Genomic DNA, 12,292 nt, shown 5'->3' with positions numbered 1-12,292 from the left:
ACTTTCCGGAACAATCCGCCGCCGGTGCGATTTCTGAAAGAAGCAGTCATTGGATATTGGAGAACGACATGGACCCCCGCAACAAGCAGCGATCCCAAAAACAGGAAGAAACTGAAGCGCCGACCATCGAACAGCAGGATTGGGATTCCTTCGAAGGCAACAAGGTGCTTCCCGACAGCGTCGTCACCGAGAACGGCCCGGATCTGCGCGAGGCCGAACAGGCCCTGCCCGAGGAGGATGATGATAACCCCGATCAGGAAAGCGACGAGGCCCTGCCCGACGACGAGGAGGAACGTGTGCTGTCGCGCGACCCGTCCAAGGAAGGCAGCCGCTTCGACGAGGTGTAGCTGACGGTCGGCCCGGCCGTGCCGATCCAAGCGCCTTCGCGCGGGTTGGCAGGTCATTGCGCGCGACCTGAATGCGGCTGACAGATTCGCCGGCACCGGAACATGTTGGACCCGGACGAGTTGAAGATCAAAGTCATAACAAGCCGAGCTCCACCATGAACCCGTCCACCACCGACCATGTTGAAATCCGCAAGTACAACCATCCAACCGGCGGATGGGGATCCCTCAAGTCGCTGATCGGCAAGGCGCGCGGCGAAGGTCTGTTGATGTCCGGCATCTGGAGCACGCTGCTCAAGCAGAACAAAGCCGATGGCTATATGTGCGTCTCTTGTTCGTGGGCGAAGCCCGCCGAGCCGCGGCCGTTCGAATTTTGCGAGAACGGCGCCAAGGCCACGATATGGGACCAGACGAAACGGCGCTGCGGCCCGGAGTTCTTCGCCGCGCATTCCGTCAACGAACTGCTCGACTGGCCTGATCACGATCTCGAAAAACAGGGTCGGCTGCTTGAGCCGATGCGTTACAACGAGGTCACCGATAAATATGAGCCAATAGCGTGGGAGACCGCGTTCCGCGACATCGGCGCGGAACTCAACAGGCTCGATCCTAAATCCGTCGTCTTCTACACCTCGGGCCGGGCCTCGCTCGAAGCCTCGTTCATGTATCAGCTGTTCGCGCGCATCTATGGCTCGGGCAATCTGCCGGACTCGTCCAACATGTGCCACGAGTCGACCTCGGTCGGCCTGCCCGAGTCGATCGGCTCGCCGGTCGGCACGGTCCAGCTGGAGGATTTCAGCCATTGCGACCTGATGTTCTTCTTCGGCCACAACACCGGCGTCACCGCGCCGCGACTGCTCCATCCGATCGAGGAAGCACGCCAGCGCGGCATACCTGTCATCACCTTCAACCCGCTACCGGAACGCGGCCTGAAGCGTTTTAAGAATCCACAGAACCCCGTCGAGATGCTTTCGCCTGGTGCGGGCACCAGGATGTCGAGCGACTTCTATCAGATTCGCGGTGGCGGCGACATTGCGGCCATGACCGGCATTGCGAAAGCAGTGCTGGCTCTTGATGACGCCGCGAAACAGACCGGCGCCCCGCGCGTCCTCGACGTCGCCTTCATCGAAGAACACACGCATGGCTTCGAGGAGTTCGAGGCCTATCTACGCCGCACGCCATGGCAAAGGATCGAAGCCCGATCCGGCATTGCGCGCGCCGATCTCGAACATGTCGCCGACGTCTATAGTAAAGCCTCGGCGGTCATCGGCAATTACGGCATGGGCCTGACGCAGCACCGGCACGGGACCGAGAACGTCCATATGCTCTGCAACCTGCTCCTGATGCGCGGCAACGTCGGCAAGAAAGGCGCCGGCGTCTCCCCGCTTCGCGGTCACTCCAACGTTCAGGGCCAGCGAACCGTCGGCATCTCGGAGAAGCCTGAATTGGTCCCGCTCGACAAGTTCGCCGAATTCTACAAGTTCGAGCCGCCGCGCGAGAAAGGACGCGACACTGTGGAAACATGCGAAGGCGTGATCGACGGGTCGGTGAAGGCCTTTATCGGACTGGGCGGAAATTTCGTGCGGGCCGTTCCCGAAACAGGGCTGGTCGAAGATGCGTGGCGGCACTTGAGATTGCATGTCCAGATCGCAACAAAGCTCAACCGCAGCCACCTGATACCGGGATCCGTCACCTATTTGCTGCCTTGTCTCTCGCGGATCGAGAAGGACGTGCAGAAGAGCGGCGAGCAGCACGTCTCCATGGAGGATTCCACGGCCTGCATCCACGGCTCCTTCGGCTCCCGGCCGCCGGTCGGACCCAACCTGCTCTCCGAGCCGCGCATCGTCGCCGAGCTCGCGAAGGCGACGGTGGCGGCAAAGAGCTCGATACCATGGGATGAATGGGTGGCTGACTATTCGCGCGTGAGGGACGAGATCGAACGTTGCTACCCCGATCACTTCAAGGACTTCAACAAACGCTTCCTGGCGCCGGGCGGATTTCACCGCGACATAAAGGCCTCGAACCGAGTGTGGCAGACACCCAACAAGAAGGCCAACTTCAAGCCGCCGACGATGCTGGAGACGGATCCGGACATCGACGTGTCGCGATCGGACGTACTGACGCTGATCACCGTCCGTTCCAACGATCAGTTCAACACGACGATTTACGGCTATCGCGACCGGCTGCGCGGCATCGACGGAACACGCATGGTGCTAATGATGAACGAAGACGATATCCGGCGGATGGGCCTTAGCGACGGACAGGAGATCGATCTGGAATCCGCCGCGGGCGACAGTGTCGAGCGCCGTGTGCGCGGACTGCGGGTCATTCCCTATCCAATTCCGCGCGGTGACTGCGCCGGCTATTACCCCGAGCTTAATCCGCTCATTCCGCTATGGCACCGGGCCGAAAAGGCACATGTGCCGGCGGCAAAGTCGGTGCCGGTGCGCGTGGTGATGCCTGGATGACGCTGAAGCACTACACCTCCGGCCCGACCTGCGAGTTTGGTTTCTCTGGCAGAACCCATCTCCACCGAGAGCGGTCTTTGCCAATCGAGCTGGGAAATTTCACGGAAACACCGGCCTAGTGGCAGGCCAGAACCTCAGAACTGCATCGGGTCATCAGTGGCCCAGGTCAGGTGTTGGAATCAACACGATGCGATGCCGGCGGGACTTTCCATTCGCGCCACGTCACAGTTGCTTCGCAAGTTCCTTGGCCAGCCGTTTACGCTCCCGCGCCGAGACTATTTGGCGTGTTTCGACCGTCGCAGAACGCAAGCATGCCTTGCCGCGGGCGTGGACTATCTCAAACCGGCGTGAGGCTCCAATCAGAATATCTTCCGAACCGTACATTCCAATGATCGTAATTTCGAACTGATGAATGCCGCGGCTTAAACTCGATTCTCCGAGGATCTTCTCGCCCGTCTTTTCATGCAGAGCGTATTCCAGAATGCCTTCGAAGCTTCCCATGTCGACGAGTTTTCCAGGACCAACCGGGCCTTGGCGCGTCATGTGCGTCCAGCCAGACGGCGTCTTGGAATTCCTGAGATCTTCGGCATCGGAGATGAATATACGATGATGGCCGGACGGCGTTTCCAGATCGGCGATGACGCTTTGAATGAAAACTGCTCCTTCGCTCATGTTGGTGACGAAGCACCGCGCCGACAGCTCCCGTCCTTCGCCCCAATTGATCAAGAGCTTCGGCGTTCTTCGACGCTGGTGGCTTCGCCAGAAGATGTGCAGATAAACGGACCAAATCGCCAGCATGCCTATACTGGCAAAAGCCGAGATCAAGGTCGCCTTGTTCGCCAACCATTCGTACATCCGTTGCCTCGTGCATTCTGATGTCGAATAGAACGTCGCCAGATTTGTTCCATGCAGCGGCTCGGCCGCTCCGCTGCCGACTTGCTGAATTGGTGCGGCGCAAGGTCGGCAGATGCCCAGGGTTACAGCTGGCGGCAACGATTCGCGGCTATGCTGCAACTAAGAGTTTCGCAGGCTGCAACGAGGAGGCGATAGGCGGCCGCCAAAGCGACGCACGTTTGGCCCGTGCTTGGATGACAAAGAAATATAGGCCTACCATCCCCTTGCATGGCAGGCCTCCGTAGTCAGCCTAGGTGAGAACCAAGACGATTTTATAGGTATTGGGATCGACGATGACGATCCGGCCGTCGGCGAGCACGAAATATTCGTAGCCTTCATAGGCCGGGACGATCTTGACGATCTTTGACGGCAGACGGTGCAGGTGGATCTTTTGCCGAGGAACCTCCACACCGACTGAGATGTCGAAATCGACGTTGGAAACCGGCTCAACCTTCGTTTCCTTGATCACATTGGTGATTTGGGTTTTCTGTTCAACAGTGACGTTGTTGATCGAAGCGGTCTTGCCTTGATCCTGCGCGTTGGAGCCCTGGGCCTGGTTGGTTGTCGTGCCAGTCTTGCCCTGAGCCTGCTCATTGGTTTGTGTCTGGCTATTGCCCTGGGCCTGATTGGTTGTCGTGCCGGTCTTGCCTTGGGCCTGCTCGCCAGTATTTGAACCCTGCTTACAGTTCTTCATTCCAGCCGAACAGTTGGTGTCAGTCTTTCCCTGAGCCTGCTGCTCAGTGGCAGTCCCGGCTTTGCCTTGGGCCTGCTCGTTGGTTTGGGCCTTGGTGCTGCCCTGGGTTTGTTGCTCGGTGCTGGCGCCGGTGTTGCCTTGGGTTTGCTCGCCCTTCGAACCCTTTTTGGCAATTAGCGGTACCGGCTGTGCAGTTGGCGCTTGCGCCGGATTGGTTATCGGCGGGCTGCTGTGACTGAGCGATCGCCGCTCCACAACTAACGCCAAGCGCCAGCATGCTGGTGATCAGGACGCGTTTCATCGGTCATCTCCTGGACTAACGTGAGTCCCCTTCGCCAGCTAAAACCTCAGCTAAAAGGAACTGTTCCGAGCGAGATTAGGTCGGAAACATGCTCTTGAACGAGACATCGCCGTGGCCGGCGACGGGTCCGTCGCTGATCAATGCCAAGATGTTCGGCGGGATCGGCGAGAGCCAATCGAACAATGCTCCTGTACACGCAGCGCCGTCCCTTTGAAAACGATTTGCGGCGCGTCGCGCTTTGGGGGGTGAAAGCACGCCATCCTCAAGCCCAAACGGCTGCGATTGGAACAAAGCCGTGAGACGGTTGTTCGGCTTCAATCCATCGAGCAAAGGAGCTTGAAGCCATGAACATCCGGATACTTCTTGGGGTGCTAGGCATCGCCGCGGCGCCGCTCGCCTTTCCGGCGGTTGCCGCCGACAACGCGCAGACCTTTGTCAACAAGGCAGCCATCGGCGGGATGTTCGAGGTGGATTCAAGCAGGATCGCGCAGGACAGAGCCAAGGACCAGCAGGTCAAGAATTTTGCCGAGAAGATGATTGCCGACCACGGCGCGGCGAATGAGAAGCTTAAAAAGATCGCCGGCGAGCAGAAGCTGGAGGCGCCCGCTCAACCCGACGCCCCGCATAAGAGCGATCTGGAAAAGCTGCAGAACACCACGAAGGGATTTGACCAGCCTTACGTCGAGATGCAGCGCGGCGCGCACGCCGATGCGGTGGACCTCTTCCAATCATACGCAAAGGACGGCGACAATCCCAGTTTGAAGGCATTCGCAGCGGAGACTTTGCCGACACTGAAGATGCATCAGGATATGATCGAGAAAATCGCAGCGGCCAACGCAGGCATGCCGGCGATCAAGTCGGCTTCCACGCCTAAACCGCCTGCCCCCGTTCCTGGCGCCAACAGCTTCACTGAAACCCAGGCAAAAAACCACATTGAGGACGCCGGCTACACGGATGTCTCTTCACTCGCCAAGGACAGCCAGGGCATCTGGCGCGGCCAGGCGAAGAAAGACGGAAAGAGCACCTCCGTCGCACTCGACTATCAAGGCAATGTCTTTGCCGACGAACAGTGATCACCAATAGGAGTCATCAAGATGCAAACCATTGCCGCGTTATTCGACGATTACGACGATGCCGCCGATGCCGTGGGCGAGTTGGAGGCCATGGGCGTGCCACCATCCGACCTCAGCGTCATCGCCAACAATGCTGATGGCCGGCATCCCTCTCCTGCTGCCGAGGACGCAGCCAGCGGCGCCGGGATAGGTGCTGTGGTGGGTGGCGCGGGAGGCTTGGCGACTGGTCTCGGCGCCATGGCGATACCCGGTGTCGGCCCGGTCGTGGCGGCTGGTTGGCTGGCGGCGACCGCCGCGGGCGCGGCCGCCGGCGCAGTGGTGGGCGGGGCCGCCGGCGGCATCATCGGCGCCTTGACGGACGGCGGCGTGTCGGAGAACGACGCCAATGTCTATGCGGAAGGGGTTCGCCGCGGCGGCACGCTGGTCACCGCTCGCGTCGATGACGATCTTGCTCCGCAAGTCGAAGGGATCCTTCGCGATTCCAGATCAGTGAACGTCGCCGAGCGGCGGAACGAATACGAAGCAGGCGGTTGGACCGGATTCGATCCCGCGGTTTCCCGAGCCGAGGACATCGATCGCGGTACCGTGCGCCGAGATCGATGACTATCGCATCGCCTCAATCGCGAAGGATCGACCGCCAGCGCAGCGAATGAGGAAGCCGGCGAGACGAGTGCTGTTGCCGCTGATACTGACTGTGGTTGTTCTGTTGGCTTGCTACTGGGTGTCCGTCTACGTCGAAAAAGGCTGGCCGACGGCGCCGGTGAAGCGGACGCCGGAGCAGAACTAGGGCGGAAACGCGCCCCAGGACACATCTCCGGCGGCCGGCATAAAAGAGAATCCGCAAGACAGCAACAAGATGCCGGGCAATCAGTGATCGAGGCCTCTCGGGGGCGCCTTGGTTCACCTAAAGCGCGTCGCGTCGGAACGGATTCATGCGACGCGCTTTGGGTCGTTTGCTTGATGCATGTCGTTGTCGCAAAACCGAGGTCACTTTTGCGCGACATGCATTAGTCGCGATCGACGAATTTGTTGAAGCGGCTGGTGGCGCCATCGGCCGTCATGTCCTGATGCAGGAACGCCAAATTATTGGTGTCCATTATCCTGAAGAACTCTTCCCATTCGATGGGCTGCAGTTCCTCGTCCGCTTCGCCGAAATCCACGCGCAAGATGGCGCCCTTAGCAACGGCCGGCCGCCCTTCCCGCGCCTCGATCCATGCCCGGATAACCTCATGGTTTGTGGTTTTCAGTGCGTCGCTCACATCGGCCTCCTTGATTGCCGACTCGCTCACCATGCCTTGAGAGAGTAACCAGGCCTGGGCTTTCTTGTTCCTGAGCTTGCGTTCCCTCGATCAAACGAGAATCCCGAGAAACAGTACCGGAGGGCCATCCTCCGGACCGCCGCTCAGATAGGCGATCCGCAGAAGCGATGTATCGCAAAAGGAAACCTCCATGGATTCCACTCCGATCTCTACTTCCGCCCAACCTTGATGAAGGCGGCTTTGTTCCCCAGTTCGGACTCTTTGCCATTTGAAGGAACCAACCGCGGCGCTGCCGGTTCGGAAGGCATTCAGTGGAGCCTCATCATGCCAAATGCAGCGGAAATTCTCATCGATACTTTGATTGCCTGGAACGTTGAGGTCGTGTTCGGTCTGCCCGGCGACGGCATCAACGGCATCATGGAGGCTTTGCGGAAAAACCAGGACAAAATTTCCTTTATCCAGGTGCGTCATGAGGAGTCCGCCGCATTCATGGCCTGCGCCTATGCCAAATGGACGGGAAGGCTCGGCGTGTGCCTCGCGACATCAGGGCCTGGCGGCGCCCACCTTCTGACGGGGCTCTACGACGCCAAGCTCGATCAGGCTCCGGTGCTCGCGATTACCGGAATGCAGTTCCACGATCTGATCGAGACGTTCACCCAGCAGGATGTCGATTTGACCCGCGTGTTCAACGACGTCGCGGTCTACAACGTGCAGGTCTCGGACGCGGCGCATATGGAGAACGTGGCAAGCCTTGCCTGCCGCACCGCGCTGGCCCGCAAGGGCGTCGCCCATCTTTCGATAGCCAGCGATATCCAGGAGCAGCCTTCCGACGCGGCCGAGCGCTCCAAGCGCAACCGTCCCGCGCATACGCCGCAGGACATGTTCGTCCCTCACTGCGTTGCCGAGGATGAGGAGTTGGACAAGGCGGCCGCCATCCTGAACGGCGCCAAGCGCGTGGCGATCCTGGCGGGGCGCGGCGCGATCGGTGCCTCGGCCGAGCTCGAGCAAACCGCGGAGTTGCTTGAAGCTCCAATTATCAAGGCGCTGCTCGGCAAGGCGGTGCTTCCGGACGACCATCCCTACACCACCGGTGGCATTGGCATCCTGGGGACCCTGCCGTCGCAGGAAGCGATGGAAACTTGCGACGCCGTCCTGATCGTCGGCTCGACCTTCCCCTACATCGAATACTACCCAAAGCCGGGGCAGGCGCGCGGCGTTCAGATAGATTGCGACGCGCAGCGCATCGGCTTGCGCTTCCCCGTCGAGGCGGGTCTCGTCGGCGAGGCGGCGGAGACGCTTCGGGCGCTCAATCGTCGCCTCAAAAGGAAGGCCGACCACGCATTCCTCGCCGCGGCGCAGACCTCGATGCGGGAATGGCGAGAGATGATGCGCCAATCGGAAGACGGCCATGCCCATCCACTCAAACCGCAACTCGTTGCCCGGGCGTTTGGCGAACGCCTGGCCGATAATGCCATATTGGCCACCGACTCCGGTCAAAACACCGAAATGGCGGCGCGCCATGTCGACCTCCGCCGGGGCCAGGCCTTCGGCGTTTCAGGCGCGCTGGCTTCGATGGCCTGCGGACTGAGCTACGCGATCGCCGCCGGCATTGCGTTTCCCGGCCGGCCGATCGCGGCGATTGTCGGTGATGGCGGGTTTGCCATGCAACTCGGCGAGTTCTCGACGGCCGTGCGTTATGGCATTCCGCTGAAGCTGCTGGTCGTCAAGAACAACATGCTGAACCAGATCGCCTGGGAGCAGATGATGTTCCTCGGCAATCCGCAATTCGGCTGCGAACTGCAGCCGATCGATTTTGCCAAGGCCGCCGAGGCTATGGGCGGCAAAGGCTTCAGCATCGAGCGGGCCGACGAGGTGGAGCGTGTTCTCGACGAAGCCTTTGCCGCCGATGGGGCGGTCGTCATCGAGGCGCTTGTCGATGCCTATGAGCCGATGATGCCGCCGAAGATGCCATCAGATTATGCCAAGAATTTCCGCAACGCGCTGCCCCAGACTCCGGGGCACGAGCGGATCGCGCAGAACGTCGCGCGCGAGCCGGCCAAGACCATGATGGACGCCGAGGGATGACGCGGCCGCAGGCCCGCTGTTCCGCCGTCCGGGGCCGGCGGGATCAATCCACGGCAGAAGGTGCGGACGAGCAAGTAATGCTCAGGTAGTTGCTCTGGCCGCCGTCTTCGTAGCCGTTCAGGTGCATCTGCGGCAGACCTCCTTCATAACTGCAACACTCATGGCGGCAGCGCGCCGGATGATGGAGCTACGTTTCGCAGGGCCTGCGTTCAGCGTCCCGATCCTTCACGCAGGCGTCCGATTCGCGATCACTCTTTGGGCGCCTTCGCGTCCCTGGAGCGCTCAATCGGGTTGCCGGCTCCGGAGTTTTCCTCCGTGTCAGGGCAGAGTGTCGCTCGCCCCGGGGGATTCTGACCCTCGGATTGGTGCGTCTTGTCTTCCACCTCACCTTGTTTTCGGGTGAGCCCAAATCGACCGTGAGGCTTCTCGTTGTTCGCTGCGGCTTGTGAGAACTGGTCCGAGGGATCCGGGCCGGTGTTGGCCGGATATTTCCTGGCGCCGGTCTCGCGGCGGTTCTTTTCTTCGCTCATGGCTTATCTCTCGTTTCTCTCGTTGGCCTGTTGGATAACCGGAGAGTCGGAAGAGCGTTCCCCAAGGCGCGACAAGGCCGACCGGTCCAGACTCAATGGAACAAATCACCGGACTGCCGATTGGGCGCGTGTAGGTGTCGGCTCCGCGCGAAGAGGCAGCAGCCATGGACAGGGAAGAACGCATCAGACGCAGCGCCCACGAAATCCGGGAGCGGGAGCGGCGGCCGGAAGGGCGGGAACAGGAGCACTGGGATCAGGCAGTCCAGGTGATCGAATCTGAAGGCTCGCAGGCCGAACGGGGTCTAGTCGCGCCGGCAGTCGGCACCGCCTCGGATCCAGACACAAACAAGTCGGGTGGCTAGGAGCCTCAGCGGAAGGACTTCCGATGTCGCGAACCTTTGCATGGATTGCAATCGCAGTAATCGTCCTTCTATTGATCGCCGTCTGGGTTTGGGCGGGTCGAGACTCGAGGCGCCCGCTCGGTCAGCAGCCTGCGCCTCACGCGATCGATCAGAGCGGCTGAGACAGGCCTCAACGCGCAACGGCTCACTCACCGCGTGGCCGTCTCACCTCCTTTGTTTCGCCGGGCCTTAGGAGGAACCAGCCGGCCGGAATTGGCTCGCAAGCCCCTGAAAAACTCCTCTACATAAGGCAGCAGCTCGAACAGCAGGATCACGCCCATCACAGTTGCAACGTACCCGACAGGCAGCTGCTGCTCCTTCCAGGCGAGGCCAAAGCGAGCACTCTCAGGCCCAAATCCGAACAGTGCCAGGAACTGGCCCCAGTGCAATGAAACCACGCTGACAAGCCCCATCAGCGGAATCATTTCAAGGAAACTGTGGACGTGCTGTTCGATCGGGCTCACGGTACGCGCGGTGGTCGCATAGCGCACGTCCCATATGGCGGTCGCCTCGTGGATGAGAAAAACGATCATCATCACGGAAATGACCAAGGCGTTAACCTCCAGGAACATCGCCGCGAGCAAAGGAATGCCGACTTCGGCGAACATCAGCAGATGGATCAGCGATTCCTTTGCTCCGGTCGTCGATTCGATGTGCGTGGCACGATGGCAGAGCCAGTCGGCAAATCCGGCGACCAGCCAGACAGGCAGTACGAAGTACATCAGAACCAGCACCATCGGATCGTTCAGCATTGCAACGCTCTCCGGCACCGAACCGTTGTGGTTTTCATGGGATTCTCACGCGAGCTGCATTTGTACCCAACGTCCTGCGGGTCCGAACTGCGCGCCGGACTAATGGTTCCGAACGGCACAATCCTGATGTCCAAACGCAACCGGCTTTGGAACGACTTCTCCCTCACCACGTTCTACAAACAATTTTCCGATGGCATGGTTCTGCGAGACGCTCCCCACGGTAAACCCACTGGTAAAAGATTTGCAGTAGCAGTCTCTCTTTCGGGAATAGGAGTAACGGAAACTCTGTGCAGGCCGGGCTTTGGCTGGCTGCATCGGGCGTAGCAACGCGAAGGCACGTACATTCCCCAAGACTGCTATGAACTGAACGAGGGACCGCTCTGTGCCAGACTTGACAGGTGTTCGCTTACTGATCGTCGAAGACGAGTGGCTGTTGGCCGACGATCTGGCAAAATTCTTCGGCGACATGGGTGCTGTTATCCTCGGCCCCGTAGCAACGGTAGAGCAAGCCGAACGCCACACGCAGGCTGCCGAAGCCGCCATTCTGGACATAGACCTCAAGGGTCGGCGGGTGTTCCCGATTGCAGACGAACTGATGCGTCGCAACGTACCGTTCGTGTTCTTCAGCGGTTATCAGGACATAGCCATCCCGGAACATCTGAGACACGCCAGCAGCCTTTCCAAATCAGCGTCCAGGACCGCCGTGTTCGACGCTTTGTTCGCTCCGCAATCTACCCGATCAGGAGCCAAGTCGAAGGGAACCGGTTCAGACGATGTTCTTGGCCTTCTGCCAAAGCTGAGGCTTGCGGCGCGGCTGCTGCTTGGCGACGTAAGTGCTTCGGACCGGCTGGTCGAACGCACGCTGGAGAGGGCCCTCGACGAGGTCGAATCGAAGCCGACGGGACAGGCGACCGCCGATTGGCTGACTGGCATTATGGCCAAGATCGCCCGTTCAAGCGGATCAAGTTTGCTGCATTGACGTCCGTCCGAGCACTACCGGCGACTATCGCGACAGTCGCCGCCCAAAGCCCCGTTCGGTCAGTGCATGAAGCGACTTCTCAGCCAGGCAAGGAACCGATTGCCGGTGATGATCCGGCGGACGCGTCCAGCAGCCCAACTGGCCTGCATGGTTGCACCGGCATGGCAGCTGCAGACGATTTCGTGCAATTCCCAATCGGAGAGTTCAAAGAAGCGCCTGGCTTCCCCATAGGTGTCGGACTGCAATCCCGACGCCCTGAGCAGCGGATCCTCGAAGGCGACTGTGAGTGGCGATCCTGGCGCCCGCGCCTCTTCTCGCATGGCTGGATAGAGATGTTCGGTGCCGGTGAGCGCGGCGAGACAGCGCAACGGATTCTTGTCGAGCAGTTCTGCCCACCTCTCTATCTTTTCAGCTTTTGTCTCGAGCGGCACGAGCGGATTGATATCCGCGATCGCGTGCAATTGATCGAGCGTTTGGTGTTTCATGATTGGCTCCCGTCCATTGTTGTCCGACCG

General features: G+C 60.2%; 14 protein-coding genes. 7 read left to right on the top strand and 7 right to left on the bottom strand.

Features of this window, described 5'->3' with window-relative positions; all coding sequences use genetic code 11:
- Positions 1-68: 68 nt before the first annotated feature.
- Both LB568_RS15355 and LB568_RS15350 read left to right on the top strand, forming a co-directional pair.
- On the top strand, positions 69-347 hold the full coding sequence (locus LB568_RS15355; RefSeq protein ID WP_140572503.1) for a hypothetical protein: 279 nt from the start codon (positions 69-71) through the stop codon (positions 345-347).
- 155 nt (positions 348-502) lie between these two features.
- On the top strand, positions 503-2,809 hold the full coding sequence (locus tag LB568_RS15350; RefSeq protein WP_224730572.1) for an FdhF/YdeP family oxidoreductase: 2,307 nt from the start codon (positions 503-505) through the stop codon (positions 2,807-2,809).
- 222 nt (positions 2,810-3,031) lie between these two features.
- Here the strand turns inward: LB568_RS15350 and LB568_RS15345 are convergent, their stop codons facing one another.
- Both LB568_RS15345 and LB568_RS15340 read right to left on the bottom strand, forming a co-directional pair.
- Complete coding sequence (locus LB568_RS15345; RefSeq protein WP_224730571.1) at positions 3,032-3,664, bottom strand: hypothetical protein; 633 nt, start codon at positions 3,662-3,664, stop codon at positions 3,032-3,034.
- 289 nt (positions 3,665-3,953) lie between these two features.
- A complete protein-coding gene (locus LB568_RS15340) occupies positions 3,954-4,664 on the bottom strand; it encodes a DUF1236 domain-containing protein (RefSeq protein ID WP_224730570.1) in 711 nt (236 codons plus the stop codon).
- Positions 4,665-5,042: 378 nt separating this feature from the next.
- Between LB568_RS15340 and LB568_RS15335 the strand changes: the two genes are divergently transcribed.
- Both LB568_RS15335 and LB568_RS15330 read left to right on the top strand, forming a co-directional pair.
- Positions 5,043-5,771, top strand: coding sequence for a DUF4142 domain-containing protein (locus LB568_RS15335; RefSeq protein WP_224730569.1), 729 nt, complete (start codon positions 5,043-5,045; stop codon positions 5,769-5,771).
- Positions 5,772-5,792: 21 nt separating this feature from the next.
- Positions 5,793-6,374, top strand: coding sequence for a hypothetical protein (locus LB568_RS15330; RefSeq protein ID WP_140779971.1), 582 nt, complete (start codon positions 5,793-5,795; stop codon positions 6,372-6,374).
- A 404-nt stretch (positions 6,375-6,778) separates the two neighbouring features.
- On the opposite strand, the gene LB568_RS15325 is transcribed toward LB568_RS15330, so the two are convergent.
- Together LB568_RS15325 and LB568_RS33480 are read right to left on the bottom strand one after the other, a co-directional pair.
- Positions 6,779-7,030, bottom strand: coding sequence for a hypothetical protein (locus LB568_RS15325; protein ID WP_041165141.1), 252 nt, complete (start codon positions 7,028-7,030; stop codon positions 6,779-6,781).
- A 90-nt stretch (positions 7,031-7,120) separates the two neighbouring features.
- Positions 7,121-7,501 carry a hypothetical protein gene (locus LB568_RS33480; protein WP_246678138.1) on the bottom strand — a complete coding sequence of 127 codons (381 nt, stop codon included), beginning with the start codon at positions 7,499-7,501 and terminating at the stop codon, positions 7,121-7,123.
- Here LB568_RS33480 and LB568_RS15320 point away from each other — a divergent pair.
- Positions 7,412-9,115: a thiamine pyrophosphate-dependent enzyme gene (locus tag LB568_RS15320; protein WP_318013278.1), complete on the top strand. Its 1,704-nt coding sequence runs from the start codon at positions 7,412-7,414 to the stop codon at positions 9,113-9,115. The genes LB568_RS33480 and LB568_RS15320 overlap by 90 nt on opposite strands.
- A 248-nt stretch (positions 9,116-9,363) precedes the next feature.
- On the opposite strand, the gene LB568_RS15315 is transcribed toward LB568_RS15320, so the two are convergent.
- Entirely contained in the window at positions 9,364-9,645 is a 282-nt protein-coding gene (locus tag LB568_RS15315) for a hypothetical protein (protein ID WP_013897159.1), read from the bottom strand.
- Positions 9,646-9,809: 164 nt separating this feature from the next.
- On the opposite strand from LB568_RS15315, the gene LB568_RS15310 reads away from it, so the two are divergent.
- Positions 9,810-10,007, top strand: a complete 198-nt coding sequence (locus LB568_RS15310; protein WP_013897160.1) for a DUF2934 domain-containing protein — start codon at positions 9,810-9,812, stop codon at positions 10,005-10,007.
- A gap of 188 nt (positions 10,008-10,195) precedes the next feature.
- On the opposite strand, the gene LB568_RS15305 is transcribed toward LB568_RS15310, so the two are convergent.
- A complete protein-coding gene (locus tag LB568_RS15305; protein ID WP_224730568.1) occupies positions 10,196-10,798 on the bottom strand; it encodes a diguanylate cyclase in 603 nt (200 codons plus the stop codon).
- Positions 10,799-11,231: 433 nt separating this feature from the next.
- Here LB568_RS15305 and LB568_RS15300 point away from each other — a divergent pair, with 433 nt between their 5' ends.
- Entirely contained in the window at positions 11,232-11,777 is a 546-nt protein-coding gene (locus LB568_RS15300) for a response regulator (protein ID WP_224730567.1), read from the top strand.
- Positions 11,778-11,836: 59 nt separating this feature from the next.
- Here LB568_RS15300 and LB568_RS15295 read toward each other — a convergent pair whose 3' ends face one another.
- A complete protein-coding gene (locus tag LB568_RS15295) occupies positions 11,837-12,262 on the bottom strand; it encodes a hypothetical protein (protein WP_013897163.1) in 426 nt (141 codons plus the stop codon).
- Positions 12,263-12,292: the final 30 nt, after the last annotated feature.

The sequence above is a fragment of the Mesorhizobium sp. B263B2A genome, assembly GCF_020165775.1.
GTDB classification, from domain to species: Bacteria; Pseudomonadota; Alphaproteobacteria; order Rhizobiales; family Rhizobiaceae; genus Mesorhizobium; species Mesorhizobium opportunistum.
Note: the sequence above shows the minus strand (reverse complement) of the source record. Positions and strands in the feature narration are given on the sequence as shown.

Bases quoted from the DNA above. Each gene is read 5' to 3' on its own strand.
- LB568_RS15330 (WP_140779971.1), top strand. From the start codon at position 5,793: ATGCAAACCATTGCCGCGTTATTCGACGATTACGACGATGCCGCCGAT.
- LB568_RS15345 (WP_224730571.1), bottom strand. From the start codon at position 3,664: ATGTACGAATGGTTGGCGAACAAGGCGACCTTGATCTCGGCTTTTGCC.
- LB568_RS15350 (WP_224730572.1), top strand. From the start codon at position 503: ATGAACCCGTCCACCACCGACCATGTTGAAATCCGCAAGTACAACCAT.
- LB568_RS15295 (WP_013897163.1), bottom strand. From the start codon at position 12,262: ATGAAACACCAAACGCTCGATCAATTGCACGCGATCGCGGATATCAAT.
- LB568_RS15315 (WP_013897159.1), bottom strand. From the start codon at position 9,645: ATGAGCGAAGAAAAGAACCGCCGCGAGACCGGCGCCAGGAAATATCCG.
- LB568_RS15355 (WP_140572503.1), top strand. From the start codon at position 69: ATGGACCCCCGCAACAAGCAGCGATCCCAAAAACAGGAAGAAACTGAA.
- LB568_RS15310 (WP_013897160.1), top strand. From the start codon at position 9,810: ATGGACAGGGAAGAACGCATCAGACGCAGCGCCCACGAAATCCGGGAG.
- LB568_RS15335 (WP_224730569.1), top strand. From the start codon at position 5,043: ATGAACATCCGGATACTTCTTGGGGTGCTAGGCATCGCCGCGGCGCCG.
- LB568_RS15305 (WP_224730568.1), bottom strand. From the start codon at position 10,798: ATGCTGAACGATCCGATGGTGCTGGTTCTGATGTACTTCGTACTGCCT.
- LB568_RS33480 (WP_246678138.1), bottom strand. From the start codon at position 7,501: ATGACGCACCTGGATAAAGGAAATTTTGTCCTGGTTTTTCCGCAAAGC.